Below are 24854 nucleotides of genomic sequence, written 5' to 3'. Positions count from 1 at the left end.
CGACAGGATGTAGTCCAGCGGCCCGGTGGTTGCGACAGCGTAGAAGCTGGGCGCGCTGTCGACCCGGACCGAGGCGTTGTTGATCCAGATCCCCGCCACCCGGTCCTTGCGACGCACGGCAACGGGGCTGGAGGGCCCCTCGACCGTCACGATCACCTCCAGCGGCCCGCCCTCGGGCGGCGGCGAGTCGCGCTTGACGGCGCCGTAGATCAGGATTTCTGACCCGTCGAAATCGGCGGTGATCGAGACGCGGTTCTGGCTCATCCCTGCGACGATGACTTCCTGCGTGGCGGGCGCATCTTGCGCGACGGCGGGAAGGGAAAGCGCCAGCAGCAGGGCAAGCGCGCGGATCACGGCAGGACTCCTGCAACCGAGTAAAGCTCGGACGGCCGGACCAGAAGATCGACCGCAATGCGGATCGAGACCGCCATGACCAAGAGCGACAGAAGGATGCGCAGCTGCTCGGCCTTGAGCCGGACGCCGACCCGCGTGCCGATCTGCGCACCGACGACGCCGCCAAGGATCAGGATCAGCGCCAGCATCATGTCGACGGTCTGGCTGTTCACCGCATGCATGACCGTGGTGAAGCCGGTCACGAAGATGATCTGGAAAAGTGAAGTGCCGATCACGACCTTGGTGGGCATACCCAAGAGGTAGATCATCGCCGGGACCAGGATGAAGCCGCCGCCGACACCCATGATCGCCGACAGAAAGCCCACTGCGGCCCCGATCAGCGCAGGGGGAATGACGCTGATGTAAAGCCCGCTTGCCCGGAACTTCATCTTGAAGGGCAGGCCGTGGACCCAGGAATGGACATGCGCCCGGCGGATCGGCGGGCCACCCGGTTTGCGCGACCGCAACAGGCTGCGGACGCTTTCCTGGAACATCATCGCGCCGATCAGCCCCAGGAAGATCACGTAGGACAGTTGGACAAAAAGGTCGATCTGCCCCAGCCGGGTCATGATGTCGAAGACCCAGACCCCCAGCGCCGAGCCGACGACGCCCCCCGCCAGCAGGACCCCGCCCATCGTGAAGTCCACGCCCTTGCGCCGAAGCTGCGCCAGCACGCCCGAGATCGACGAAGCGACGACCTGGTTGGCCCCGGTCGCCACGGCCACGGCCGGCGGGACGCCGATGAAGAACAGAAGGGGCGTGATCAGAAAGCCGCCACCAACCCCGAACATGCCCGACAGGAACCCCACGATCCCGCCCAACCCCAGGATGAGGAAGGCATTGACCGAAACCTCGGCGATAGGAAGATAAAGCTGCATCGGGGCGGCAATCGGTCGGAGAGGCGGGGCGAGGGCGAAAGCGGCGGTGTGTTCAAAGGGTTGCGCGGCTTTGCCGGGGATGTCAAACGCCCCGTCGTCTCATTGCCGTGAGCGCAGGAATTCCCGCAGAATCCGTTCCAGTTTTGCCGCACCCAAGGGGGCCATCGCCTTGGTGTGTTCGTGGCTGATCTTCTCATCCGACATGCCTGCGGCCATGTTGGTGATGGTGGAAATCGCCGCGACCTTCAGGCCAAGGAAGCGCGCCAGGATCACCTCGGGCACGGTGGACATGCCGACCGCGTCCCCGCCCAGAAGCTTGAGCATCCGGATCTCTGCCGGGGTCTCGAAGGACGGGCCGGAGTACCAGCAATAGACGCCCTCGGGCAGCTCGATCCCCTGGGCCTTTGCCGCGGCCTTCAGGGCCGCACGCATGGCGGGATCGTGGGCATCGGTCATCGGCACAAAGCGGGCGTCGGTCTTTTCACCGATCAGCGGGTTCAGGCCGGAATAGTTGATGTGGTCCGACAACAGCATGACATTGCCCGGCGGAATGTCGGGCCGCATCGACCCCGCGGCATTGGTCAGGATCAGGCTTTCGGCCCCCAGCGCCTTCAGCACCTGCAGGGGCAGCAGCATCGCCCGTGGGTTCCCGCTTTCGTAATAATGCTCGCGCGCGCCGAAAACGGCGACGCGGACGCCCTCCAGCGTGCCCACGTGAAGATTCGGGTTGTGGCCAGAGACGCCAACATGCGGAAAGCCCGGCAGATCGGCATAGGGGATCGCCACACCATCGACGGCATGGGCAAGGTGGCCAAGGCCCGAGCCAAGGATCAGGCCAAGGGCCACCGGGGCATCCCCCGCGCGCGAACGGATCAGGGCGGCAAGGTTGGTCGTATCGGTCATGGGTTCACTTCAAGGGTGCGGGTGGGTCGATGCGGGCGACTTCGTAGATGATCAGGCGCAGCCGCGAGCCGTCCAGTTCCAGTTCTGCCTTGCCCTCCATCGCGCAGGGCGAGCCCCCGCCGAACATGGCAAACTCGCAGCCCTCCAGCGCCTTGCGGGCCGTGCGTCCGGCATCGAAGATCACCGGGTAGACATTGCCCTCGGCGTCGCGGAACGACAGGGCCTCGTCATCGCCGAGATCGAGGCCCGAACCGATGTGGCCGGTGACCACAACCTCGCGTCCGGTCAACCCGGTGCGCAGGTCGGCCAGAGTCTCAGCTGTGGCTGGGGACCCCAGGGATGCCAGAAGAAGCAGGGTGAACCGGTTCATGCGTCAGCGTTCCTTGACGTAGGGCTCGCCACCCGCGCGGGGCGGGATGGCCTTGCCGACGAAGCCGGCCAGGACCAGGACGGTCAGGATATAGGGCAGGGCCTCGATGAACGAGACGGGGACCTTCACCTGGACGATCCTTTCCACGATGTCCGGTCGTGTCGCCAGCGCCTGGAAGAAGCCGAACAGCAGGCAGGCCCACATCGCCGCGACCGGCCGCCATTTGGCGAAGATCAGCGCCGCCAGCGCGATATAGCCGCGGCCCGCCGTCATCTCCTTGCCGAACCCCGCCTGCAGCGCGGTCGCCATATAGGCCCCGGCCAGGCCGCAGAGAACGCCCGTGACCATCACCGCCGAAAAGCGCAGGCCCACCACGCTGACCCCCGCCGTGTCCACCGCCGCCGGGTTCTCGCCCACCGCGCGCAGGCGCAGGCCATAGCGGGTGCGGTAGAGGACCCACCAGGTCAGGGCGACGATGCCGAAGGCCGCATAGACCAGGATCGAATGGCCCGAGATGACCTCGTGGTAGAAGCCGCCCACGACAGGGACATCCTTCAGCGCATCGGCGAAAGGCAGGTCGATCGGGTTGAACCGAGCCTCTCCGGTCAGCGGCGGGGTGCGCCCGCCCTGGCCAAAGAGATACTGCGCAACCAGGACCGTCATGCCGGAGGCGAGGAAGTTCAGCGCCACCCCGGCGATCAGCTGGTTGCCCCGGAAGGTGATCGAGGTCACCCCGTGGATCAACGCAAAGACCATCGATCCGGCGATCCCGGCCAGCGCTCCGACCCAGGCATTGCCGGTGTAGAAGGCCACCGCGCCGGCGCACATTGCGGCGACCAGCATCTTGCCTTCCAGCCCGATGTCGAAGACGCCCGAGCGTTCCGAATACAGCCCCGCCAGACAGGCCAGCAGCAAGGGCGTCGCCAGACGCAGGGTGGAATCGAGAAGTTGCAGCAGCGTTGCGTAATCCATCACGCGGCCTCCATCTTGCGACCACGGAAGACGGCGAAGATGCGGATCAGAATCATCCGCACCATCATGTCCAGGGCCCCGGTGAACAGGATCACCAGACCCTGCACCACGGTCCGCAGTTCAATCGGGATCTTGGTCCAGAGGCCCAGCTCGGCCCCACCCTGGAACAGGAACCCGAAGAGAAGCGCCGCCAGCACCACGCCGACCGGATGGTTCCGCCCCATCAGCGCCACCGCGATGCCGATGAAGCCCGCGCCGGACGCCGAGTTGCCCAGCAGCCGCTCTGCCTCGCCCATCACGTTGTTGATCGCCATCATGCCGGCAAGGCCGCCCGAAATCAGCATGGCAATCATGATGATCCGCGTCGGGTTGATCCCGGCATAGCGCGCGGCCGGTTCGGACTTGCCGAATGCGCGGATCTGATAACCAAGGCGGGTCCGCCAGAGCAGAAGCCAGACCACCACCGCCATCGCCAGAGCGATGAAGAAGGTGACGTTGGCGGGCACTCCGCTGGTGAAGATCAGGTTCAGGCCCGGGATCTCGTTGAAGCTGGGCAGATGCGTCGCGGGCGGAAAGTTCGCCGTGGTCGGGTCCATCTTGCCGGGGGGCCGCAGCACGTCGACCAGCATGAAGATCATCAGGCTGGCGGCAATGTAGTTGAACATGATCGTGGTGATCACGATGTGGCTGCCGCGTTTGGCCTGCAGATAGGCCGGGATCGCCGCCCAGGCCGCGCCGAACAGCGCCGCCCCGCAGGCCGCGGCCACCAGCGCGATGGTCCAGTGCGGCCAGGGGATGAACAGAAGCGCCATCGCCACGCCAAGCCCGCCCAGCTGCGCCTGCCCCTCGCCGCCGATGTTGAACAGGCCCGCGTGGAAGGCCACCGTGACGGCCAACCCGGTGAAGATGAAGCTGGTCGCGTAATACAGCGTATAGCCCCAGCCATAGGCATTCATCACGCTGCCCTGGACCATTACCGTGATCGCCTCCCACGGGTCCTGCCCGATGGCGATGATGACCAGTGCCGAGATGATCGCGGCCAGCGTCAAGGAGACGAAGGGGACAAGGGCGACATCGGCCCAACGTGGCAAGCGGTCCATCAGGCGGCCTCCCCTTTGCCGGTCACACCGGCCATCAACAGGCCCAGCTCGCGTTCGTTGGTCGTTTCCGGGTCGCGGAAGCCCATCAGCTTGCCGTCGAACATCACGGCGATGCGGTCCGAGAGGCTCATGATCTCGTCCAGTTCGACGCTGACCAGCAGGATCGCGGCCCCGGCGTCACGCAGGGCGATGATCTGTTTGTGGATGAACTCGATGGCACCAATGTCCACACCGCGCGTGGGCTGGCCGATGAGCAGAAGGGCGGGGTTCTGTTCGATCTCGCGCGCGACGACGATCTTCTGCTGGTTCCCGCCCGAGAAGGACTTGGCCGCCAGCGTCGGGATCGGCGGGCGGACGTCGAACTTGGCCATCTTCCTTTCGGTGTCGGCCCGGATCGCGTCGTTGTCCATGAAAAGCGCGTTCTTCTGGTATTCGGGTTCGTTGAAGTAGCCGAAGGCCACGTTCTCCCAGGCGGTGAAGTCCAGGATCAGGCCATAGTGGTGCCGGTCCTCGGGCACATGGGCGATGCCTGCGCGGCGGCGGCTTTGGCCGTCGGACCCGGCACCCGACAGCGGCAGCACCGCACCTTTCAGCGTGGCTTGGCCGGTCGCCGCCTGCATCCCGCCCAACGCCGCCAGAAGCTCGGACTGCCCGTTCCCCGCCACGCCTGCAATCCCCAGGATCTCGCCCGCGCGGATGTCAAAGCTGACGCCCTTCAGCCGTTCCACCTTGTGCTCGTCGCGGACGCGCAGGTCCTGGACGGACAGCACGACATCACCCGGCTTGGCCGCACCCTTGTCGACCTCCAAGAGAACCTTGCGGCCGACCATCAACTCGGCCAGCTGCTCGGGCGAGGTCTCGGCGGTTTTCACCGTGGCGACCATCGTCCCGCGCCGCATGACGCTGACGTTGTCCGTGGCCTCCATGATCTCGCGCAGTTTGTGGGTGATCAGGATCACCGTTTTCCCCTGATCTTTCAGGCCATTGAGGATGCGGAACAGGTGGTCCGCCTCATCGGGCGTCAGCACGCCCGTGGGTTCGTCCAGGATCAGGATGTCGGCCTGACGATAGAGCGCCTTCAGGATTTCCACCCGCTGCTGGTGGCCGACCGAGAGGTCCTCGATCAGCGCGTCCGGGTCGACCTCCAGGTCGTAGTCGCGGGCGAGGCGTTCAAGTTCCCTGCGCGCCTTCGTCAGCGAGGCGTTCAGCATCGGGCCGTCCTCGACCCCCAGGATGATGTTTTCCAGCACGGAAAAATTCTGCACCAGCTTGAAATGCTGGAAGACCATGCCGATACCGGCGCGGATGGCGCTCTGGCTGTCGGGGATGGCGGTCAGCTTGCCGTTGACGAAGATCTGGCCCGCGTCGGCCTTGTAGAACCCGTACAGGATCGACATCAGCGTGGACTTGCCCGCGCCATTCTCGCCGATGATGCCGTGGATCGTGCCCTTCGGCACCGCGATGTTGATGTCCTTGTTCGCCTGCACCGGGCCGAAGGCCTTGGAGATGCCCTTCAACTCGATGGCGAAAGCAGCGTCGGCCATATCTTCCCCCGTGTTGGCAACGGCCCCTGCCACTTGATATGCGGCTTGTCCGGGGTGCCGGTTGCAAAGTGCCGCGCCAGTTGGCTGGCGCGGCACCTTTCATGTCACGCTGTCAGCCGATCAGAACGTGGCGGCAGGGCAGGTGTTGTCGGACATGTAGTCGTGGACCACGAGTTCGCCCGACTTGATCTTCTCGGCCGCGGCATCGACGGCAGCCTGCATTTCCGGCGTGACCAGCGAGGCGTTGTTCTCGTCCATCGCATAGCCGACGCCGTCGTTCGCCAGACCCATGACGTTGATGCCGGGGGTCAGCGCTTCGCCTTCCTTGAAGGCCTCGTAGACGGCGTTGTCGACGCGCTTCAGCATCGAGGTCAGGACTTTGCCCGGGTGCATGTAGTTCTGGTTGCTGTCGACGCCGATCGAGAGGATCCCCTCGTCGGCTGCAGCCTGCAGGACGCCAACGCCCGTGCCGCCAGCCGCCGCGTAGATCACGTCCGCGCCTTGCGCCTTCTGGCCCTTGGCCAGTTCCGCGCCCTTGACCGGGTCGTTCCAGGCGGCCGGAGTCGTCCCGGTCATGTTCAGCACGACCTTGGCGTCGGGCTTGGCCGCCATGACGCCCTGGGCATAGCCGCAGCCGAACTTGCGGATCAGCGGGATGTCCATGCCGCCGATGAAGCCGACGGTGCCGGTCTTGGTGGCAAGGCCAGCCATCATGCCGACAAGGTAGGACCCTTCATGCTCGTTGAAGACGACCGATTTCACGTTCGGCTGTTCCACGACCATGTCGATGATCGCGAACTTGGTGTCGGGGAAGTCGGGGGCGACCTTGTTCAGCACGTCGCCGAACGCAAAGCCGGTCATGACGACCGGGTTGGACCCGGCTTCGGCCAGACGGCGCAGGGCCTGCTCGCGCTGGGCTTCGTCCTGCATTTCCAGTTCCTTGAACGTGCCGCCGGTTTCCTCGGCCCAGCGGGTTGCCCCGTTGAAAGCGGCCTCGTTGAAGGATTTGTCGAACTTGCCGCCAAGGTCGAAGATGATCGCAGGCTCTGCTGCGGCGACGCCCGACAGCAGGGCGAATGCGCAGGTTGCCCCGGCAAGGGATTTCATAAGGCTCATGGGTAGTCTCCCGGTTGACGAACACTGTGACGCCCTGTCCGCCGGTTTCCCGGTCGCGGGCGGTTCCTGCCGCTGATTAGGGGCAAAGCCCGCATGGGGGTCAAGCGGGATTATCTTTGCCGGTGCGGCAACTTGACCCTTTGGTCAAACTTTTTCACCCCGAAGGCGCGGCTGCCAATTCGCGCGCCATGACGAGGGCGTCGATGCGCTGGCCCTCGGGCGTCAGGTAATAGCCGCGCCTGCGGCCCGCCGGGGCGAAGCCGGCTGATTCGTAAAGCCCGATGGCGGCTGCGTTGTCCGCCGCGACCTCCAGAAAGGCCCGCTCGGCCCCTCGAAGCTGCGCCTGGTAAAGAAATCGTGCGACGAGCTTGCGGCCCAGCCCCCGACGCCGTGCTTCGGGGGCGACGGCGATGGTCAGAAGCTCGGCCTCGCCCGCGACGGCGCGTCCCAGCAGGAAACCCGCGTCGCCCTCGATCAGCAGGAAGCAGAGGGGATCGGCCAGAAGCCCGGCAAAGTCGGCGGGGCTCCACGGCGCGGGAGTGCGGAAGGCGCGGGCGTGCAGGGCGGCCAGGGCTTCGGGCGTCACGGCAGGATTACCGGGGGCGGGTCCGATGGCGGGGCGGCATCCGCGCCGCGCAGGTAGAAGGGGGCGGGGCGGGGCTGCGGTGTCTGCGCGCGGGTCGCCCCGATCCGGGCGATGGCCTCGACAAGCGGCATGGCAGGGGGAAGCGCGGCTGGACCGGCAGCGCTGCCGGTCGCGTTCGGCATTGCTTCGACGCTGTCTGCCGCAGCAAGCCTGGCCGTACCGGGACCGGCTTCAGTGAAGTCCTGAAAGTAGACGTCCCCCCGGCGCGCATCCTCGATCACGCGAAGCGGGCGGGGCTGTCCGTAAGCCAGGGCCTCAAGCCGGGTCACTCCGATCGCGGGGATACCCAGCCCCAGCGCCAGGCCACGCGCGGTGGCAACCGAGATGCGGACGCCGGTGAAGTTGCCCGGCCCCGTGCCGACGGCCAGCGCCCTGAGGTCGGGCCAACCAATCCCGCCTTCAGCCAGAAGCTCTTCCAGCAGCGGGACAAGTCGTTCGGCCTGGCCCTTCTCCATCGGCTCCAGCCGCTGGATCATTCGGCACGCGTTCAGGGGGGCGGGCAGCAGCAGCGCTGCCGCACAGAACGGTCCGGAGGTGTCGAAGGCCAGAACCGCACGCTCCTCGTGCGTCTTCGACTTCTCGTCGCTGGCCGCCCCGCGAGGAGCGACCGAAGGGAAGCGAGGAGCCGTCACGGAAGATCAGGCCGCGACGGGCCGCACTTCAAGCACTTCCGGAATGTAGTGCCGCAGAAGGTTTTCGATCCCCATCTTCAGCGTCAGGGTCGAGGATGGGCAGCCTGCGCAAGCGCCCTGCATGTGCAGGTAGACCACGCCCCGGTCAAAGCCGTGGAACGTGATGTCGCCACCATCCTGCGCCACGGCGGGCCGGACGCGAGTGTCGAGAAGTTCCTTGATCTGGCGCACGATATCGCCATCCTCGCCGGTATGCTCGGCATGGCCGCCGCCGGTCGCGCCTTCACCTTCGATCACGGGTGCACCGGACTGGTAATGCTCCATGATCGCGCCCAGGATCTGTGGCTTGATATGTGCCCAGTCGACCGCTTCCGCCTTGGTGACGGTGACGAAATCGGTGCCGAAGAAGACGCCCGTGACACCGCCTGCCGCGAAGATGCGGCTTGCCAGCGGGGATTTCGCCGCAGCCTCGGCTGACGGAAAGTCGGCGGTGCCAAGTTCCAGCACGGTCTGGCCGGGCAGGAACTTCAGCGTTGCGGGGTTCGGCGTGGATTCGGTCTGGATGAACATGTGGAGTCTCCGACTATTCCACTCGGATATGCGCCTTGGCTGGCCCAACGTCAAGTCTGGAACGGTTCTAAACCGGGACCAGGGGTAGGGTGGGCGGTATCGCCCACCCTACGCTCGGGCCTAGATGCCTAGACCCGGTCGGACCCCCAGTAGGCATACATCTGCTCAAGCGCAGACAAGGGGCGCAGGTGTGGTGCCGGAGCGACAGGCTCGGCCGAGAAATACGGCTCCAACGGCGCGGCAACGGGTTTGCGGGGCAGGAACGGGTGGATGGACATGATCTTGGGGCCTTTCGGAAGGCTCCTCCCTGCCTGACAAGATAGGCCAATCCCGCGCCCGCCCCAACGCACATCGCCGCATGGCGGCAATGCCCGCACCGCATGGGCTACCAGACCAGGACAACGCCCGCATAGATCAGCATCGCCCCGATGGTGCAGGCCACGGCCAGCGAGCCAAGGTCCTTGGCCTCCTTGGCGAACTGCGACCAGCCGGGCGACAGGTGATCGACCAGGACTTCCAGCGCGGTGTTCAGCGCCTCGACCGCGATCAGCGCCAGGCCGATGGCGACAAGGCCCAGCACTTGCGGCACCGAGGCACCGAAAACGACGAAGAGCACCAAAAGCCCCGCGACCAGTGCCACTTCCTGCCGGAAGGCGCTTTCCCGCGACAGGCGCTGCAAGCCGCCCAGCGAATAGCCCGCCGCCGCGAAGAAATGCGCCACGCCCGACTTGCGCGGAGGTTTTTCCTGCACGGTCATCCGTCAGCCCGTCGTGACCTGGCGGCAGGACCCGGCAAGGTCCAGCGCATCGTCCTTGGCCGTCGTCGTCACATCCACCATCCCCAGCACCGTCGAGAACATGTTGTCATGGCTGACCGGCTGAGCCGCCGCCGCCTTCAGACACTCAGCATCGACGGCAAGACTGTCACGGAACCGCTCGGACATCCAGATCACCATCGGAACCCGCGTCTGATACTCGGGCGCCATGAAGTAGGGTGTGCCGTGCAGGTAGAGCCCGCCCTCGCCCAGGGACTCGCCGTGGTCCGAGACATAGTACATCGCCGGGATCACCCGGTCCGAGGCGTCAAGGACGTCGATCACCTGCGCCAGGAACCAGTCGGTATAGGCGATGGTGTTGTCATAGGCGTTGACGATCTCTTCGCTTGAACAGTCGGTCAGTTCGGGCGTCTTGCAGGCGGGGCTGAAGATCTCGCGGTCGGCCGGGTAGCGCAGCCAGTAGCTTGGGCCGTGGCTGCCGATCTGGTGCAGGACAATCACGGTGTTTTCGGTGATCGTGTCCGCCTTCTCCTGCAGGCTTTTCAGGAAGACGCCGTCGATGCATTCGGGAAAGCAGAACTCGGCCCCGTCCGCGGCGGTCATCACGCGCGGGCGCACCGGCAAACGGTCACCGACGTTCTTGTCACCGGTGTTGTTCTCCCACCATTCGACCTTGAATCCGGCGTGCATCAGCACGTCCAGGAGGTTCTCGTTTCCCAGACCGCCTTCATACGAATACTGGTCTCGCGTCAGCGGCGAGAACATGCAGGGCAGCGAGGTTGCCGTCGCCGTGCCGCAGCTGGTGGCGTTCGGGTAGTAGACGATGTCGCGCTTGGCCAGTTCGGGGTTGGTGTCGCGCCCGTAGCCGCCCAGCGACCAGTTCTGCGCCCGGCCCGTTTCGCCCGCGACGATGACCATCAGGACCGGCTTGTCGGCCTTGGCAAGGTAAGGCCCGGTCCCGGCGTCGCGGCCGGTGGGTTGAACGACGATCTGGGTCGACTTGAACATCATCCTGGCATAGCGCAACGCCCCGCCCATCGGCGCCAGTGGCTGGACCGATCCCATCAGCTCCTTGTCGGCGCGCAGGACGGTGGAATAGGCCTTGAGATTGGTGAACAGAAGGCCGACCAGCAAAGCCGCCGACAGCGCGGTGACCAGGCCGTAACCCACCAGCGCCCGCCCGACCGCAGCGCGGCGGATGCGGACCCACAGGACCAGAAGCGCCGGCAGCACGCCGTAAAGCGCGACGTGGCCCAGGAAGTGCAGCGTGATCAGGTGCTTTGATTCCGCAAAGGTCGTCGTCATCGCGTTCTGGATCATGTCGCGGTCGACCACGACGCCCAGCACGTCGACATAATAGGACGTCACCGCCGCCGTGATCAGCAGAGCCACCAGCACCGGCCTTTGCAGCTTTCGCACCGCCAGGAGCGAGATCACCAGCAGCATCAGCGCCCAGACTGCCCCGGCGAAGACCAGCGCGGTCACGGTGCGGCCGTCGAAGATGCGGAACAGATGGCCCCAGAAGGTCGCGTTGCACAGCGCCATCAGGTAGGTGGCGACCAGAGCGTTCAGGGCAAAGGCGGAAAGCGTCGGACGATTGGCGACAGTCGCCGTGTCGGGAAGGGGCATAGGATGTCCAGGGAAGCGAGGCCTCGCAGGGCCACGATGTTCACATAGGTGTTCCGTTTCGATCTGGCTGTAAGCGGGCGCTTAAACCGCCACGCCTCAGCCGGGGCGTGGTCGTTCAGGTGATGCTTTCCAGCCGCTCTTTCGACATGTCGCCCGGCACGATGGTCACCGGGATCGGCAGGTTGCCGGAATTGCGGCTAAGGGCTGTCACCAGCGGCCCCGGCCCCGACTTGTCGGTCCCGGCCCCCAGGACAAGGATGCCGATTTCAGAGTCCTCGGTCACAAGCGCAAGGATTTCCGCCACCGGATCACCCTCGCGGATCACCAGCTCGGGGTTCACCCCCTGCTTGTCGCGCATCCACTTGGCGAAGACCTCGAAATGCGCCTCGATCCGTTCCCGCGCTTCGGCCCGCATCAGATCGGCCACGCCGACCCAGGTCTGAAACTCGTCCGGCGGGACGATGGACAGGATTGTCACCCCGCCCCCGGTATGGGCCGCGCGCAAGGCGGCAAAGCGCATCGCGTTCAGGCATTCGCGGCTGTCGTCCAGCACGACCAGGAATTTCCGCATGTTTCTCCCCTTTGGCGCATAATCGCCCGGGCGATGGGGGGAAGGCAAGCCTTACGCGACGCCCGCCCTTGCAAGGATTTTCGGATACTTCCGCCACAGCGTCACTGTGCGCACCGCGTTCAGCACCATGAGCGAGGCCCAAAGCCCGTGGTTACCGCCCAGAGGCACCAGCACCGCCAGCGCCGCAACGTAGACCGCCACCGACAGAAGCATCGCGCGCAGCATGTCCCCGGTCAGAAGTGCGCCGATGAAAATTCCGTCGTAGATCCAGGCCGCCACCCCGATCAGGGGCGCGGCGACCAGCCAGGGCAGGTAGCTCCGCGCCATCTCGCGCACCTCGGGAGAGGTGGTCATCAGGTCGATGATCCCCGGGCCGGTCACGGCGAAGACCAGCGCCAACCCCGCTGCGCCCCAGAAGCCCCACTGCATGCAGATCCTCCCCGCCGCCCTGGTCTGCGCCACGGACCGCGCGCCGATGGCCTGGCCGACCAGCGCCTCGGCGGCAAAGGCGAAACCGTCCAGCGCATAGGCGGTGATCTCCAGGAACTGCATCAGGACCTGATTGGCCGCCAGGGTCACGTCGCCGAAGCGCGCACCCAGAAAGACGAAGCTGGTGAAGCTCAGCTGCAGAAGGACCGTCCGCGCCATGATGTCCCGGCTGGCCGAGAACATCAGCCGCAGCGCCACCCGGTCCACAAGCCGCGCCAAAGCCGGGCGCAGCGCGGCACCCAAGGCATCGCGCGCCAGCCACAGCGCCAGAAGAACCCCGGTCCATTCGGCGATCAAGGTGGCAAAGGCGACCCCTGGCACGCCCCAGCCGAGCCCCAGCACGAACCACAGGTCGAGGCCAATGTTCAGCCCATTCTGCCACAGCTGCAGGATCAGCACCCCCTGCGTCCGCCCCAGCCCCACCAGCCAGCCGGTCAGCGCGTAAAGCGCGATGGTGGCAGGCGCGCCCCAGATCCGGATCTGCAGATACTCCCGCGCCAGAGCCTCTACCGCGTCCGAGGCCGGGGCCACCCAGAACGCGGCCCCGAACAGCGCCACCTGCGCAAGCACCAGCACCAGCCCCGCCGCCGCGCCGATCAGCAGCGCGCGGATCAGGACCGCTGTCCGCTCGACTGCGTCCCCCGCGCCATGCGCCTGCGCGGCAAGGCCCGAGGTCGACATCCGCAGGAAGCCGAACGCCCAGTACAGTGTCGCCAGGATCACCGCGCCAATGCCCACGGCCCCCAGGCTGGCAGGGTCGCCCAGCTGGCCTATGACCGCCGTGTCGACGGCCCCCAGCAAGGGCACCGTGACGTTGGACAGGACAATCGGCCCCGCGATCCGCAGCATGCGGCCGTGGGTGACCTCGGTCACGGTTTCGGCTCGACCGGCGGCATCAGGAAGTGCCCCGTCGCCTGCGCGAAAAGCCGCGCGCGGTTGTCCTGCCAGGCCTCGACATGCACCGAGGCATAGCGCCGCCCCGACCGGTTGACCCGTGCGCGCGCGTAGGCGTCACGGGGCAGACCGGCGCGCAGATAGTCGATGGTGAAGTCGATGGTCTTCGGCAGCCGCAGCGGCCCGTCGGGCAGCGCACCGTCTGCCTCGACGCCCTCCCACAAAGTGCTCCACGACAGCTCGATCATCGCGGCGATTTCCAGGAAGGCCGCCGTCGCGCCGCCATGCAGGGCGGGTAGGCGCGGGTTGCCGATCAGGTCGTCGCGGAACGGCAGGACCGCCGTCAGCTCGTCCCCGCGCCGGTCGAACTGAACGCCCAGATAGCGGATATAGGGCACCCCGTCGACCAGACTGCGCAGCAGCGCCTCGCGCCGCCGCTTGATGACATGGACCGGCTCGGGCGACTTCATCCCTTGCGCTCCACCGTGAAGGCACCCGTGGCCATCGCCACCGGGCGGCTGGTGTCGTCATCCGTGGCCACGGCCCGCACGAAGGCGACCGAGCGGGTGACGTGATGGCATTCCGCCGTGGCCCGGATCGTCTGGCCGGCCGTGGCCGGGCGCATGTAGTCGATGCGCAGGTCCAGCGTCGCGGTGGAAAACCCCGCCTGCGGATGGCTCATGACGGCGGCCCCGCAGGCGGTGTCCATCAGCGCCGACACCGCGCCGCCGTGGATCACCCCCGTCGCCGGATCGCCGATCAGCCTTTCGTCATAGGGCATGGCGATGGTGGCCGTGCCCTCGCCAATGGCGTCAAGCTGCATCCCCAGCGCGTGGCTGTGGGGCAGGGCCTGGATGAACTGGCGGGCGATGGTGGTGATGTCGGACATGAAGCCTTCCCCGGGGGACCTGCGGGCACGCATCAAACCGCTGCATCCCGGGGAAGGCAACCCCCCGGGACACCTCGTGGTTGCGCCAGGCCAGGTGTGATCCTAGGCTGTCCCGCGAAAGGAGCTGCGCATGACCGATACTCGCCTCAGCTTCAAGGAGATGTGCGCCAGGTTCGACGTGACGCCGCGCACCTTGCGGTACTACGAATATATCGAGCTGCTGGCCCCCGAAAAGGAAGGCCGTGCCCGGTTCTATGGCCCGCGTGAAGTGGCGCGGATGAAGCTGATCCTGCGCGGCCGCCGCTTCGGGTTCAGCCTGGAGGAAATCCGCCAGTGGCTGCTGATCTACGGCAAGAAGGGCGAACGCCCGCAGCTGGAAGCCTGGCTGCAACTGGCCGATCGCCAGCTTCAGGCACTGGACAAGCAGAAGGCGGAACTGGACGCCTCGATCGCCGACCTGCGCGCCCTGCGCGAGACTGCGGTGGCGGAACTGGACAAGCTTTAGCGGGCGGCTCCTCGTGCGACTTCGTCTTCTCGTCGCAGGTGTACCCCGCGAGGAGCGACGAAGTCGACGACGAGCCGCGCCAGATATCAGTGCGCCAGGAAGACCGGCACGTCCGCGCGTTCCAGCATGTCGCGCGTCGCCCCGCCCAGGATCGCCTCGCGGAAGCGGCTGTGGCCGTAAGCCCCCATCACCAGAAGCTCGGCATCGACGTCGCGCACCTGCCGGGCCAGGACCTCGGACACCCGTGGCAGAGTCCGCGCCAGGACCGAGACCTCGGCCTTGACGCCATGCCGGACCAGAAGCTGGCAAAGGAGGCCGCCGGGGTCAGACCGCTCTGGCCCGTGGGCGGGTGGATCGACGACGACGATCTGCACCAGTTCGGCCCGCTTCAGGAACGGCATCGCGCGGCGGGCGGCGACCAGCGCCTCGCGGCTTTGGTTCCAGGCGACGATGATCCGCTTCGGAACGGCCGTCCGCATGCCGGACGGCGGCACGATCAGCACCGGCGCCATGCCTTCGAACAGGGCGGCCTCGGTCATCGCCTCATCCTCGACCCCGCGCGACTTGCCGTAGGGCAGGGGCAGGACCACCAGATCGGAATAACGCGCCCGGGTGGCCACCACATCGGTCAGTGCGCCCAGCTGGGTGACCACCGATTCGACCGAGGAGCGCAGCGAGGGTGTCTGCGCGCCGATGGCGGCGTTCAGTGCGGCTTCGGCTTCGCGTGCCTCTGCCTCGGCCCGGTCCATCGCCGCGGCGATCACCACCGCGCCCGAACCCACATAGGAATAGCCGATCTGCGTCCGGTCCACCCCGACCGCCAGCGCATCAAGGTGCGCGTCCATCGCCTGTGCAAGCTGCGCGGCCGCAGTGACGGTGGCCGGCACGCCTTCGGGCGAGGCGGCGATGGTCAGAAGCGATTTGTAGGCCATGATGGGTCTCCCTTTAAGGTGATGGCCCATCATGGCGCATCCTGGCCACGTCGCCTTGACAGAGGTCAATGCCGCGCAAACCCCTGATTGACCCAGATCAAGGCGGCAGACCCCGCTGCACTGCAGAAGTCATCCTGCCGAAAAGTGCGCTCGCTGCCCCGAATCAATGCGGAAGGGCGAAGCGCACGAGGACAGGACGAAGGGACGCAACCATGTGGGATTACTTGAAACTGGCAGGGCTAGGCCTCGTCGCGGTCTGTGCCGCGATCGCGGCCAACTACGCCCATGACCTGGCTTACCAGGTCAACGCGATTACCGTGATGCTTGCCGCGGGCATCGCCTTTCTGTGGGTGCTGCGGACTGCGGGCGATCCCAAGCCCAACGTGCAGCACGAATATTTCGACAGCGTCATCCGCGCCGGAGCGATTGCGACCGCCTTCTGGGGTGCCGTGGGCTTTCTGGTCGGGCTGGTCATCGCCAGCCAGCTGGCCTGGCCGCAGCTGAACTTCGAGTTCCTGCAGGGCTACGGCAACTTCGGTCGCCTGCGGCCCCTGCACACCAGCGCGGTGATCTTCGCCTTTGGCGGCAACGCGCTGATCATGTCGTCCTTCTACATCGTCCAGCGCACCTCGGCCGCGCGCCTGTTCGGCGGGTCCCTGGGCTGGTTCGTCTTCTGGGGCTGGCAGCTGGTCATCGTCCTGGCCGCGACGGGCTATGTCCTTGGCGCCACCCAGGGCAAGGAATACGCCGAACCCGTCTGGTACGTCGATATCCTGATCACCGTGGTCTGGGTCGCCTTCCTGATCGTCTTCATGGGCACTCTCTTCAAGCGGAAAGAGCCCCACATCTACGTGGCGAACTGGTTCCTTCTGTCGATGATCCTGACCGTCGCGATGCTGCACCTGGTGAACAACGCCGCGATCCCGGTTTCGATCTTCGGCTCGGCCCAGGTCCAGCTTTACGCCGGCGTGCAGGACGCGATGGTGCAGTGGTGGTACGGCCACAACGCCGTGGGCTTCTTCCTGACTGCAGGCTTCCTGGGGATGATGTACTACTTCGTCCCCAAGCAGGCTGAACGCCCGGTCTTCAGCTACAAGCTGTCGATCATCCACTTCTGGGCCTTGATCTTCCTGTATATCTGGGCCGGTCCGCACCACCTGCACTACACGGCACTTCCCGATTGGGCCTCGACCCTTGGCATGGTCTTCTCGGTGATCCTGTGGATGCCCAGCTGGGGTGGCATGATCAACGGGCTGATGACCCTGTCGGGTGCCTGGGACAAGCTGCGCACCGATCCGATCATCCGGATGATGGTCGTCAGTATCGGCTTTTACGGCAGGTCGACCTTCGAAGGCCCGATGATGTCGATCAAGGCCGTGAACTCGCTGTCGCACTACACCGATTGGACCATCGGTCACGTCCATTCCGGCGCCTTGGGCTGGAACGGCATGATCACCTTCGGCGTCCTTTACTACCTCGTGCCGCGCCTGTGGAACCGCGAGGGGCTCTACTCCCTCAAACTTGTCAGCTGGCACTTCTGGCTCGCGACCATCGGGATCGTCCTTTACGCCTCGGCCATGTGGGTCACGGGCATCATGGAAGGCCTGATGTGGCGTGAAGTCGATGCGAACGGGTTCCTTGTGAACGCCTTCGCCGACACCGTGGCCGCGAAGTACCCGATGTATGTGGTGCGGGCGCTGGGCGGGCTGATGTTCCTGGGCGGGGCATTGATCATGTGCTGGAACCTCTGGATGACCGTCCGTGCGCAACCCGCACGCGTCACCCAGAACTCCGCCGTTCCGGCAGAATAAGGAAACGGGACAATGGGAATTCTTGACAAACACAAGGTCATCGAGACCAACGCGACGCTTCTGATGATCCTCAGCCTTCTGGTCGTGACCATCGGCGGTATCGTGCAGATCGTGCCCCTGTTCTACCTGGAGAACACCATCGAGAAGGTGGAAGGGGTCCGCCCCTACACGCCCTTGGAACTGGCCGGGCGCAGCATCTACGTCCGTGAGGGCTGCTATGGCTGCCACAGCCAGATGATCCGCCCGATGCGGGACGAGGTTGAACGCTACGGCCACTACTCGCTGGCAGCCGAGTCGATGTATGACCGGCCGTTCCAGTGGGGGTCCAAGCGGACCGGGCCCGATCTGGCCCGCGTCGGCGGCCGGTATTCGGACGAATGGCATCAGGACCACTTCACCAACGCGAAGTCCGTGGTGCCGGAATCGGTGATGCCGCCCTATGGCTTCCTGGCCAACGCGATCATCGACGGGAAGTACATCCAGGACGTGGTCGCCACCAACCGGATGACGGGCGTCCCCTATGACGACGCGATGGTGGAAAACGCGCTGGCCGACTTCACCGCGCAGGCCGATCCCCTGGGCGACAGCTCGGGGCTGGAGGAACGCTATGGCGAAGCCGCCTTCGGCACCCCGGTCAACGTGCGCAATTTCGACGGCCAGCCCGAACTGACCGAGATGGACGCGCTGATCGCCTACATGCAGGTCCTGGGCACGATGGTCGACTTCTCGACCTACACGCCCGTGGCGAACCGGTAAGGGGACAAAGATGGAAACCTATTCCTTCCTGCGCCACCTGGCTGACAGCTGGTTCCTGCTGGCGATGACCGTGGGCTTCCTGGCGCTGTGCGTCTGGGCCTTCCGCCCGGGGTCCCGCGCGATGCACCAGGAGGTCGCCACCTCGATCTTCCGCAACGACGACCGTCCTGCGGCGGATGACCCTGCCCAACCGCGTAAGGAGGCCTGAACATGGCCAAGCCAATCAAGAAAGAACAGCGGCAGGTGGAAACGACCGGCCACAGCTGGGACGGGATCGAGGAGTTGAACAACCCGCTGCCGCGCTGGTGGGTCTGGGTGTTCTACGCCACGATCGTCTGGGGCATCGGCTATACCATCGCCTATCCGGCCTGGCCCCTGATCACGCAGGCAACCCCGGGCCTTCTGGGGGCCTCGACCCGCGCCGATGTCGCGGTCGAGATTGCCGCCGTCGATGCGGCCAATGCGGCCATCAAGGACAAGCTGGTCGCCGCCGACCTGACCGCCATCGGTGCCGACCCCGAGCTTGCGGGCTTTGCCGAACGCGCTGGCGCGGCCGTCTTCCGCACCAACTGCACCACCTGCCACGGATCGGGCGCTGCCGGGTTCGAGGGCAAGGGCTATCCGAACTTGCTGGACGACGACTGGCTTTGGGGTGGCACGATGGAGGATATCCACCTGACCATCACCCACGGCATCCGCAACACAACCGACCCGGACGCCCGCTATTCGGAAATGCCCAAGTTCGGTCTGGACGGCATTCTGGACGAAACCCAGATTGCTCAGGTGACGGAACATGTGCTGGCGATTTCGGGGCAGGACCACGACGCGGCCCTGGCAACCGAAGGCGCGACGCTTTTCGCCGAGAACTGTGCCGCCTGCCATATGGAAGACGGCTCGGGCGACCGCACGCAAGGCGCGCCCCGGCTGACGGACGCGATCTGGCTCTATGGCGGGTCGCGGGAAAAGATCATCGAGACTGTGACGAAGGCCCGGTTCGGCGTGATGCCGAACTGGAACGAGCGTCTGTCCGAAGACGAAATCCGCGCTGTGGCCTTCTATGTCCACAGCCGCGGTGGCGGGGAGTGATCCCTTTTCCCTTGTGACTGCAAAGGGGGCCTTCGGGTCCCCTTCTTTTATCCGTTGCGCAGGTCGGGGCGCCTGCGAAATCGAGCGCGTACCGCGCAAGTCCCTTGTCTCGCCGTTTTGCGTGAAGGACGCAAAACCGCTCGGAGGCCGCTTCAACGCAGCCCAAATATCGCAGGCGAAGGCACCGCGCCCGTTGCGGCAACGCGACGGTGGCACGGCAGGTGCGCCTCGACAGGCCGCCCCCGCATCACGCCGATTTGCGCTGCAATGCCGCATTAAGGCAGTCAGGGGTATCGGGCTATTGATGCAGGTCAAGGCCCGCTGCCGGGAAATGCCCGATTGCAGGATGGACTGAAGCCTGCCCCTGCGCCCAAGGAGTCCCCCCGTGGATACCCCCGATTCCCCGCCCAGCCTTTATGCCGCGCGCGAACCCGTCTTTCCGCGTCGCGTGAAGGGCACCTTCCGCACGCTGAAGTGGTGGATCATGGGGATCACTCTTGGCATCTACTACATCACCCCCTGGCTGCGCTGGGACCGGGGGCCGTCGCTGCCCGATCAGGCTGTCCTGATCGACATGGCGAACCGGCGGTTCTTCTTCTTCATGATCGAGATCTGGCCGCATGAATTCTATTTCATCGCGGGCCTTCTGATCATGGCGGGCCTTGGGTTGTTCCTCTTCACTTCGGCCGCGGGGCGGGTCTGGTGCGGCTATGCCTGCCCGCAGACCGTCTGGACCGACCTTTTCATCCTGGTCGAACGCTGGATCGAGGGCGACCGCAACGCCCGCATAAGGCTGCACCGCCAGAAATGGGACGGCGAGAAAATCCGCAAGACCGCGATCAAATGGTCGGTCTGGTTCCTGATCGGCCTCGCCACGGGCGGCGCCTGGATCTTCTACTTCACCGACGCTCCGACCCTGCTGAGGGATCTCGTCACCGGCCAGGCGCATCCCATCGCCTACATCACCATGCTGGTCCTGACGCTGACCACCTTCTTCTTCGGCGGCTTCGCGCGGGAACAGATCTGCATCTATGCCTGCCCCTGGCCCCGCATCCAGGCCGCGATGATGGACGAGGACACGCTGACGATCGGCTATCGTGAGTGGCGCGGAGAACCCCGCGGCAAGCAGAATGTGGAAGGCAACGGCGACTGCATCGACTGCATGGCCTGCGTCAACGTCTGCCCGATGGGCATCGACATCCGCAACGGCCAGCAACTTGCCTGCATCACCTGCGGCCTCTGCATCGACGCCTGCAACGACACGATGGACAAGATCGGCAAGCCGCGCGACCTGATCGGCTACCTTGCCCTCACCGACGAGACCCGCGAACGCGCTGGCCAGCCCGCGAAATCGGTCTGGTCCCACGTCTTCCGCGTCCGCACCATGCTGTACACCGTCCTTTGGGCGGGCATCGGCATCGGCCTTGTCGTGGCGCTTTTCCTGCGCTCGCCCATCGACATGAACGTGACCCCGGTCCGGAACCCGACCTTCGTCACGCTTTCGGACGGGTCCATCCGCAACGCCTATGACATCCGGCTGCGCAACATGCATGGGCAGGACGCCCAGTTCACCATCGCCGTGACCTCGGACGCCTTTGTCACCCTGGGCCTGGAAGGCCGCGAGGGGCTTAGCGTCACCGTCCCTGCGAACGAGACGATGTCCCAGCGCGTCTACCTGACCGCCGCCCCCGGCACCCGCGCGGCGGTCGAGGACCGGACAGACGTCCGCCTCTGGGTCGAGGAACAGGGCACGACGAACCGGGTCCACCATGATACGATCTTCAACGGCAAGGAAAAGGAAGACGACGATGACTGAACTTACGGGCAAGCATGTCCTCGCCATCACCGTCTCGGCCTTTGCGGTGATCATCGGTGTGAACCTCCTCCTCGCCTTCAAGGCCGTCAGCACCTTTCCAGGGCTGGAGGTCGACAACTCCTACGTCGCAAGCCAGGGCTTCAACGCCCGCAAGGCCGCGCAAGAGGCTTTGGGCTGGTCGATGACCCCGGGCTACGAGAAGGGCCGCATGACGCTGGCTTTCCTTGGTGCCGATGGACAGCCGGTACAGGTCCAGGAGCTTCAGGTCCTTGTCGGCCGCACGACCGAGACCAGCGACGACACCTTCCCTGCGTTCACCCGGATGGGCGATCTTTATGCGGCGGACCTGGAGCTGAACCAGGGCAAGTGGATGGTCAAGGTCACCGCCCGCTCTGCCGACGGCACGCTGTTCGAACAGCGGTCCGAACTGTTCGTGCGGGGCTGAGATGGCGCTTGCCGAAGACTTCGGGTCCACGCGAACCCAGATCTCGGCCTGCCCGGCCTGCGTCGTGGTCCCTGCCGCCGAACGCATCGCCGCCCTGCGGGCCGAGCGTGCCGGACGGATCATCCTGTCGTTGCCGAACGCCGGCGGCGCGCAGTCCATTTCCACGGTTGAGGCCGCACTTCAGGCCCTTCCCGGTGTGATCTCGGCCCGCGTCAACCTGACCCAGAAGCGCGTCAGCGTCGAGGCCGAAGGCACCGTCACCGCTGCCCAGCTGATCGCGGTGCTGGAAGCCCAGGGCCAGGAAGCGCACGAGCTGGACCCCGGCCTTCTCTCCACCACCGAGACCGACCGCCAGGGCCGCGACCTGCTTATGCGCCTTGGCGTCGCGTTCTTCTCGATGATGAACGTGATGCTTCTGTCCGTCGCCGTCTGGTCGGGGGCCGAGGATGCGACCCGCGACCTTTTCCACTGGATTTCAGGCGCCATCGCGCTGCCGACGGTGATCTTCGCCGGTCAGCCCTTCTTCAAATCCGCCTGGGCCTCCTTGCGTCAGGGCAAGCTGGGGATGGACGTCCCGATCTCTCTTGCCCTTATCCTCGCCTCGTCGATCTCGGTCTACGAGACCTGGATGTCCGGCCACCACGCCTATTTCGACGCTGCGGTGATGCTGGCCTTCTTCCTCCTCCTTGGCCGCTACCTCGACCACCGCACCCGCGCCATCGCCCGGTCAGCGGCCGAGGAACTGGCCGCCCTCGAAGTCCCCCGCGCGATCCTGATCCTGGACGGCACGGAAATCGAAACCCCCATCGCCGAGATCCACGCGGGCGACACCGTTCTTGTCCGTCCCGGCGCGCGGATGCCGGTCGATGGCGTCGTCCTTCACGGAGCCTCTGAACTCGACCGCAGCCTTCTGACCGGCGAAAGCCTGCCCGTGCAGGCGGGGCAGGGCACCGTGGTCAGCGCGGGCGAGGTCAACCTGACCGGCCCCCTGACCGTGCAGGTCACGGCGGCGGGCAAGGACTCCAGCCTGCACCGCATGGCCGACCTTGTGGCCGTGGCCGAAGGCACCAAGACCCGCTACACCAGCCTCGCCGACCGCGCGGCCAAGCTTTACTCCCCCTTGGTGCATATCCTGTCGTTCAGCGCCTTCGGCTACTGGATGTGGGCCACCGGCGGCGATGTGCGCTATGCGATCAACATCTCTGCCGCCGTTCTGATCATCACCTGCCCCTGTGCGTTGGGCCTTGCGGTTCCGGCCGTCATCACCTCTGCCTCGGGTCGCCTGTTCCGCAAGGGCCTCCTCATCAAGCACGGCACCGCGCTGGAGCGTCTGGCCGAGGTCGATACCGTCGTCTTCGACAAGACCGGCACGCTGACGCTGGGTCGGCCTGACCCGGTCGGCCTGTCCGACCAGCCGCTCGACGCCGTGGCCGTCGCCGCAGCCCTTGCCGCAGGGTCCTCGCACCCCTTGGCCCGTGCGCTGGCCGAGGGCGCGAAGGCCGCTGGCATCGTCCCGGCAACCGTCACCGACATCCGCGAAGTTCCCGGCCAGGGCATCGAGGGTCAATACAACGACACCCGCGTCCGTCTGGGCCGCGCCGACTGGTGTGGGGCATCGCCGATTGCGGCAACCGCAACCTACCTTTCCCTCGACGGCGCAACCCATGCCTTCGGCTTCACCGACCGCCTGCGCCCCGGCGCCGAACAAGCCGTGGCCGCGCTGAAAGCTGCGGGGATGCAGGTCGAGCTTCTGTCCGGCGACGCCGCGTCTCCGGTGCGTGATCTGGCCGCCCGCCTTGGCATCGCCAACTGGCAGGCCGGCGTCCTGCCGACCGAGAAAGCCGCCCGCGTGGCCGAGCTGTCGGCGCAGGGCCGCAAGGTGCTGATGGTCGGCGACGGGCTGAACGACACCGCGGCCCTTGCCGCCGCGCATGTCTCGATCTCGCCCGCCTCGGCGCTGGACGCAGCACGGGTGGCTTCGGACATCGTGCTTCTGGGTCAGGACATGGCCCCCATCGCCGACGCCGTGCGGATCAGCCGTCAGGCAACGCGGCGGATGATCGAGAATTTCCTGATCTCGGGCGGCTACAACGTTGTGGCCGTGCCCTTGGCGCTGGTGGGCCTGGCCACGCCCCTCGCCGCCGCGCTGGCGATGTCACTGTCGTCGATCACCGTCTCGCTGAACGCCATGAGACTGAAATGACGGAGCGGCTGAAGTAGATGGAGATCCTGGCGATCCTGATCCCGGTCTCGCTGTTTCTTGGCGGGATCGGTCTTGCCGCCTTCTTCTGGGCGATGCGCACCAAGCAGTTTGATGACCCGGAAGGGGATGCCAACCGCATCCTCACCAAGGAATGGGACGACAAGCCCAAGCCTTGATGCCACAAGTAAACCCGCACAACGGCGGGTCTTTCAACCCATTGATCTTATGTGGTTCACTGCCAGAGCGGCGGCTTAGGCGATGGTCACGCTTGCCGACTGCAGCCCGTCGATCTCGACCTTGCAGGTGTCGCCGCGATTGAGGGGTCCCACCCCCGCCGGAGTGCCCGTGAAGATCAGATCGCCCGGCGACAGGCTGACCATCTGGGACAAGGCCGCGATGATCGCCGCCGGAGACCAGACCATCTCGGACAGGGCGGCCTCCTGCCGCATCGCCCCGTTCACCGAACAGCGCAGCCGGGCGTCAGGCAGTGCCCCGGGCCGGATGGCACCGACAACGGCCGACTTGTCGAACCCCTTCGCCATGTCCCAGGGCCGCCGCCGTTCTTTCGCCTCGGCCTGCAGGTCGCGCCGGGTCAGGTCGTTGCCCGCCGCGTGCCCCCAGATCATCGCCTGGGCACCTTCCTCGGTCACCATCGCGCCACCCTTGCCGATCGCGACCACCAGCTCACCCTCGTGGTGCAGGTTGGTCGTGGCAGGCGGGTAGGGGATGCGGCTGCCGGATTCGACCACCGCATCGGCGGGCTTGGTGAAGAAGAACGGAGCCTCCTTCTCGGGATCGCCCCCCATTTCGCGGGTGTGCTCGGCATAGTTCCGGCCCACGCAGAAGATGCGGCGGACCGGGAAGCGTTCGGCGCGGCCCGTCACCGGCAGGGTCACCGTCGGCAGGGCGGGGAAAACCAGAGCGACCAT

General features: G+C 65.9%; 29 protein-coding genes. 9 read left to right on the top strand and 20 right to left on the bottom strand.

Annotation, left to right across the window (positions count from 1 at the left end; translation table 11 throughout):
- The 18 genes from U1E69_RS02540 to U1E69_RS02455 all read right to left on the bottom strand — a co-directional run.
- A partial coding sequence (locus U1E69_RS02540; RefSeq protein ID WP_322242551.1) for a TIGR02186 family protein occupies positions 1 to 354 on the bottom strand: 354 nt, incomplete at its 3' end.
- Positions 351 to 1271 carry a sulfite exporter TauE/SafE family protein gene (locus U1E69_RS02535; protein ID WP_322242549.1) on the bottom strand — a complete coding sequence of 307 codons (921 nt, stop codon included), beginning with the start codon at positions 1269 to 1271 and terminating at the stop codon, positions 351 to 353. The genes U1E69_RS02540 and U1E69_RS02535, both read right to left, overlap by 4 nt.
- A 99-nt stretch (positions 1272 to 1370) precedes the next feature.
- Positions 1371 to 2174, bottom strand: a complete 804-nt coding sequence (locus U1E69_RS02530; protein WP_322242547.1) for a purine-nucleoside phosphorylase — start codon at positions 2172 to 2174, stop codon at positions 1371 to 1373.
- Between the two features lie 4 nt (positions 2175 to 2178).
- Entirely contained in the window at positions 2179 to 2544 is a 366-nt protein-coding gene (locus tag U1E69_RS02525; protein WP_322242544.1) for a hypothetical protein, read from the bottom strand.
- A 3-nt stretch (positions 2545 to 2547) separates the two neighbouring features.
- Positions 2548 to 3516 (bottom strand): ABC transporter permease, encoded by a 969-nt coding sequence (locus U1E69_RS02520; protein ID WP_322242541.1) that lies wholly within the window; start codon positions 3514 to 3516, stop codon positions 2548 to 2550.
- Positions 3516 to 4616, bottom strand: a complete 1101-nt coding sequence (locus U1E69_RS02515; protein WP_322242538.1) for an ABC transporter permease — start codon at positions 4614 to 4616, stop codon at positions 3516 to 3518. The genes U1E69_RS02520 and U1E69_RS02515 overlap by 1 nt, the downstream gene beginning before the upstream one ends.
- Positions 4616 to 6160 carry an ABC transporter ATP-binding protein gene (locus U1E69_RS02510; protein WP_322242536.1) on the bottom strand — a complete coding sequence of 515 codons (1545 nt, stop codon included), beginning with the start codon at positions 6158 to 6160 and terminating at the stop codon, positions 4616 to 4618. Before U1E69_RS02510 ends, U1E69_RS02515 begins: the two co-directional genes overlap by 1 nt.
- A 120-nt stretch (positions 6161 to 6280) precedes the next feature.
- The gene (locus U1E69_RS02505) at positions 6281 to 7276 is read right to left on the bottom strand and encodes a BMP family ABC transporter substrate-binding protein (protein ID WP_322242534.1); all 996 of its coding nucleotides are present in this window, start codon (positions 7274 to 7276) and stop codon (positions 6281 to 6283) included.
- A 154-nt stretch (positions 7277 to 7430) separates the two neighbouring features.
- Positions 7431 to 7862: a ribosomal protein S18-alanine N-acetyltransferase gene (gene rimI / locus U1E69_RS02500; protein ID WP_322242531.1), complete on the bottom strand. Its 432-nt coding sequence runs from the start codon at positions 7860 to 7862 to the stop codon at positions 7431 to 7433.
- Entirely contained in the window at positions 7859 to 8470 is a 612-nt protein-coding gene (tsaB, locus tag U1E69_RS02495) for a tRNA (adenosine(37)-N6)-threonylcarbamoyltransferase complex dimerization subunit type 1 TsaB (protein ID WP_322242556.1), read from the bottom strand. The genes rimI and tsaB overlap by 4 nt, the downstream gene beginning before the upstream one ends.
- 90 nt (positions 8471 to 8560) lie before the next feature.
- Positions 8561 to 9124, bottom strand: a complete 564-nt coding sequence (locus U1E69_RS02490; protein ID WP_322242530.1) for a NifU family protein — start codon at positions 9122 to 9124, stop codon at positions 8561 to 8563.
- Between the two features lie 128 nt (positions 9125 to 9252).
- On the bottom strand, positions 9253 to 9402 hold the full coding sequence (locus U1E69_RS02485; protein WP_322242528.1) for a hypothetical protein: 150 nt from the start codon (positions 9400 to 9402) through the stop codon (positions 9253 to 9255).
- 107 nt (positions 9403 to 9509) lie between these two features.
- Positions 9510 to 9881 (bottom strand): diacylglycerol kinase, encoded by a 372-nt coding sequence (locus U1E69_RS02480; RefSeq protein ID WP_322242526.1) that lies wholly within the window; start codon positions 9879 to 9881, stop codon positions 9510 to 9512.
- Positions 9882 to 9884: 3 nt separating this feature from the next.
- Positions 9885 to 11528 carry a phosphoethanolamine--lipid A transferase gene (locus tag U1E69_RS02475; protein ID WP_322242524.1) on the bottom strand — a complete coding sequence of 548 codons (1644 nt, stop codon included), beginning with the start codon at positions 11526 to 11528 and terminating at the stop codon, positions 9885 to 9887.
- A gap of 115 nt (positions 11529 to 11643) precedes the next feature.
- Positions 11644 to 12099 carry a universal stress protein gene (locus U1E69_RS02470; RefSeq protein WP_322242522.1) on the bottom strand — a complete coding sequence of 152 codons (456 nt, stop codon included), beginning with the start codon at positions 12097 to 12099 and terminating at the stop codon, positions 11644 to 11646.
- A gap of 51 nt (positions 12100 to 12150) precedes the next feature.
- Complete coding sequence (locus tag U1E69_RS02465) at positions 12151 to 13437, bottom strand: MATE family efflux transporter (RefSeq protein WP_322242553.1); 1287 nt, start codon at positions 13435 to 13437, stop codon at positions 12151 to 12153.
- Positions 13438 to 13457: 20 nt separating this feature from the next.
- A complete protein-coding gene (locus tag U1E69_RS02460) occupies positions 13458 to 13952 on the bottom strand; it encodes a PaaI family thioesterase (protein ID WP_322242520.1) in 495 nt (164 codons plus the stop codon).
- Entirely contained in the window at positions 13949 to 14371 is a 423-nt protein-coding gene (locus U1E69_RS02455; protein WP_322242517.1) for a PaaI family thioesterase, read from the bottom strand. The genes U1E69_RS02460 and U1E69_RS02455 overlap by 4 nt, the downstream gene beginning before the upstream one ends.
- A gap of 130 nt (positions 14372 to 14501) precedes the next feature.
- On the opposite strand from U1E69_RS02455, the gene U1E69_RS02450 reads away from it, so the two are divergent.
- Positions 14502 to 14876, top strand: coding sequence for a MerR family DNA-binding transcriptional regulator (locus U1E69_RS02450; protein WP_322242515.1), 375 nt, complete (start codon positions 14502 to 14504; stop codon positions 14874 to 14876).
- An 86-nt stretch (positions 14877 to 14962) separates the two neighbouring features.
- Here the strand turns inward: U1E69_RS02450 and U1E69_RS02445 are convergent, their stop codons facing one another.
- On the bottom strand, positions 14963 to 15808 hold the full coding sequence (locus U1E69_RS02445; protein WP_322242512.1) for a universal stress protein: 846 nt from the start codon (positions 15806 to 15808) through the stop codon (positions 14963 to 14965).
- Positions 15809 to 16020: 212 nt separating this feature from the next.
- Here U1E69_RS02445 and ccoN point away from each other — a divergent pair, with 212 nt between their 5' ends.
- The 8 genes from ccoN to ccoS all read left to right on the top strand — a co-directional run bounded on the left by ccoN (position 16021) and on the right by ccoS (position 24101).
- The gene (ccoN, locus tag U1E69_RS02440) at positions 16021 to 17619 is read left to right on the top strand and encodes a cytochrome-c oxidase, cbb3-type subunit I (protein WP_322242507.1); all 1599 of its coding nucleotides are present in this window, start codon (positions 16021 to 16023) and stop codon (positions 17617 to 17619) included.
- A 12-nt stretch (positions 17620 to 17631) separates the two neighbouring features.
- Entirely contained in the window at positions 17632 to 18375 is a 744-nt protein-coding gene (gene ccoO, locus U1E69_RS02435) for a cytochrome-c oxidase, cbb3-type subunit II (RefSeq protein ID WP_322242506.1), read from the top strand.
- Between the two features lie 10 nt (positions 18376 to 18385).
- Positions 18386 to 18583 carry a cbb3-type cytochrome c oxidase subunit 3 gene (locus U1E69_RS02430; RefSeq protein ID WP_322242505.1) on the top strand — a complete coding sequence of 66 codons (198 nt, stop codon included), beginning with the start codon at positions 18386 to 18388 and terminating at the stop codon, positions 18581 to 18583.
- A gap of 2 nt (positions 18584 to 18585) precedes the next feature.
- Complete coding sequence (gene ccoP / locus U1E69_RS02425) at positions 18586 to 19461, top strand: cytochrome-c oxidase, cbb3-type subunit III (protein WP_322242504.1); 876 nt, start codon at positions 18586 to 18588, stop codon at positions 19459 to 19461.
- Between the two features lie 385 nt (positions 19462 to 19846).
- Positions 19847 to 21277 carry a cytochrome c oxidase accessory protein CcoG gene (gene ccoG, locus U1E69_RS02420; RefSeq protein WP_322242501.1) on the top strand — a complete coding sequence of 477 codons (1431 nt, stop codon included), beginning with the start codon at positions 19847 to 19849 and terminating at the stop codon, positions 21275 to 21277.
- Positions 21270 to 21722, top strand: coding sequence for a FixH family protein (locus tag U1E69_RS02415; protein WP_322242499.1), 453 nt, complete (start codon positions 21270 to 21272; stop codon positions 21720 to 21722). Before ccoG ends, U1E69_RS02415 begins: the two co-directional genes overlap by 8 nt.
- A gap of 1 nt (position 21723) precedes the next feature.
- Positions 21724 to 23925 carry a heavy metal translocating P-type ATPase gene (locus U1E69_RS02410; RefSeq protein ID WP_322242496.1) on the top strand — a complete coding sequence of 734 codons (2202 nt, stop codon included), beginning with the start codon at positions 21724 to 21726 and terminating at the stop codon, positions 23923 to 23925.
- A gap of 17 nt (positions 23926 to 23942) precedes the next feature.
- Positions 23943 to 24101, top strand: a complete 159-nt coding sequence (gene ccoS / locus U1E69_RS02405; protein WP_322242494.1) for a cbb3-type cytochrome oxidase assembly protein CcoS — start codon at positions 23943 to 23945, stop codon at positions 24099 to 24101.
- 75 nt (positions 24102 to 24176) lie between these two features.
- Here the strand turns inward: ccoS and U1E69_RS02400 are convergent, their stop codons facing one another.
- Positions 24177 to 24854, bottom strand: a complete 678-nt coding sequence (locus tag U1E69_RS02400; RefSeq protein WP_322242491.1) for a fumarylacetoacetate hydrolase family protein — start codon at positions 24852 to 24854, stop codon at positions 24177 to 24179.

Source organism: Tabrizicola sp. (assembly GCF_034366665.1).
In the GTDB taxonomy this organism is placed as follows: domain Bacteria; phylum Pseudomonadota; class Alphaproteobacteria; order Rhodobacterales; family Rhodobacteraceae; genus Tabrizicola.
Note: the sequence above shows the minus strand (reverse complement) of the source record. Positions and strands in the feature narration are given on the sequence as shown.

What these genes read in the sequence shown, in the direction of transcription:
- U1E69_RS02535 (WP_322242549.1), bottom strand. Translation starts at nt 1,271, where the DNA reads ATGCAGCTTTATCTTCCTATCGCCGAGGTTTCGGTCAATGCCTTCCTC.
- U1E69_RS02530 (WP_322242547.1), bottom strand. Translation starts at nt 2,174, where the DNA reads ATGACCGATACGACCAACCTTGCCGCCCTGATCCGTTCGCGCGCGGGG.
- U1E69_RS02525 (WP_322242544.1), bottom strand. Translation starts at nt 2,544, where the DNA reads ATGAACCGGTTCACCCTGCTTCTTCTGGCATCCCTGGGGTCCCCAGCC.
- U1E69_RS02520 (WP_322242541.1), bottom strand. Translation starts at nt 3,516, where the DNA reads ATGGATTACGCAACGCTGCTGCAACTTCTCGATTCCACCCTGCGTCTG.
- U1E69_RS02515 (WP_322242538.1), bottom strand. Translation starts at nt 4,616, where the DNA reads ATGGACCGCTTGCCACGTTGGGCCGATGTCGCCCTTGTCCCCTTCGTC.
- U1E69_RS02510 (WP_322242536.1), bottom strand. Translation starts at nt 6,160, where the DNA reads ATGGCCGACGCTGCTTTCGCCATCGAGTTGAAGGGCATCTCCAAGGCC.
- U1E69_RS02505 (WP_322242534.1), bottom strand. Translation starts at nt 7,276, where the DNA reads ATGAGCCTTATGAAATCCCTTGCCGGGGCAACCTGCGCATTCGCCCTG.
- U1E69_RS02490 (WP_322242530.1), bottom strand. Translation starts at nt 9,124, where the DNA reads ATGTTCATCCAGACCGAATCCACGCCGAACCCCGCAACGCTGAAGTTC.
- U1E69_RS02485 (WP_322242528.1), bottom strand. Translation starts at nt 9,402, where the DNA reads ATGTCCATCCACCCGTTCCTGCCCCGCAAACCCGTTGCCGCGCCGTTG.
- U1E69_RS02480 (WP_322242526.1), bottom strand. Translation starts at nt 9,881, where the DNA reads ATGACCGTGCAGGAAAAACCTCCGCGCAAGTCGGGCGTGGCGCATTTC.
- U1E69_RS02475 (WP_322242524.1), bottom strand. Translation starts at nt 11,528, where the DNA reads ATGCCCCTTCCCGACACGGCGACTGTCGCCAATCGTCCGACGCTTTCC.
- U1E69_RS02470 (WP_322242522.1), bottom strand. Translation starts at nt 12,099, where the DNA reads ATGCGGAAATTCCTGGTCGTGCTGGACGACAGCCGCGAATGCCTGAAC.
- U1E69_RS02465 (WP_322242553.1), bottom strand. Translation starts at nt 13,437, where the DNA reads ATGCTGCGGATCGCGGGGCCGATTGTCCTGTCCAACGTCACGGTGCCC.
- U1E69_RS02460 (WP_322242520.1), bottom strand. Translation starts at nt 13,952, where the DNA reads ATGAAGTCGCCCGAGCCGGTCCATGTCATCAAGCGGCGGCGCGAGGCG.
- U1E69_RS02455 (WP_322242517.1), bottom strand. Translation starts at nt 14,371, where the DNA reads ATGTCCGACATCACCACCATCGCCCGCCAGTTCATCCAGGCCCTGCCC.
- U1E69_RS02450 (WP_322242515.1), top strand. Translation starts at nt 14,502, where the DNA reads ATGACCGATACTCGCCTCAGCTTCAAGGAGATGTGCGCCAGGTTCGAC.
- U1E69_RS02445 (WP_322242512.1), bottom strand. Translation starts at nt 15,808, where the DNA reads ATGGCCTACAAATCGCTTCTGACCATCGCCGCCTCGCCCGAAGGCGTG.
- ccoN (WP_322242507.1), top strand. Translation starts at nt 16,021, where the DNA reads ATGTGGGATTACTTGAAACTGGCAGGGCTAGGCCTCGTCGCGGTCTGT.
- ccoO (WP_322242506.1), top strand. Translation starts at nt 17,632, where the DNA reads ATGGGAATTCTTGACAAACACAAGGTCATCGAGACCAACGCGACGCTT.
- U1E69_RS02430 (WP_322242505.1), top strand. Translation starts at nt 18,386, where the DNA reads ATGGAAACCTATTCCTTCCTGCGCCACCTGGCTGACAGCTGGTTCCTG.
- ccoP (WP_322242504.1), top strand. Translation starts at nt 18,586, where the DNA reads ATGGCCAAGCCAATCAAGAAAGAACAGCGGCAGGTGGAAACGACCGGC.
- U1E69_RS02415 (WP_322242499.1), top strand. Translation starts at nt 21,270, where the DNA reads ATGACTGAACTTACGGGCAAGCATGTCCTCGCCATCACCGTCTCGGCC.
- U1E69_RS02410 (WP_322242496.1), top strand. Translation starts at nt 21,724, where the DNA reads ATGGCGCTTGCCGAAGACTTCGGGTCCACGCGAACCCAGATCTCGGCC.
- ccoS (WP_322242494.1), top strand. Translation starts at nt 23,943, where the DNA reads ATGGAGATCCTGGCGATCCTGATCCCGGTCTCGCTGTTTCTTGGCGGG.
- U1E69_RS02400 (WP_322242491.1), bottom strand. Translation starts at nt 24,854, where the DNA reads ATGGTCGCTCTGGTTTTCCCCGCCCTGCCGACGGTGACCCTGCCGGTG.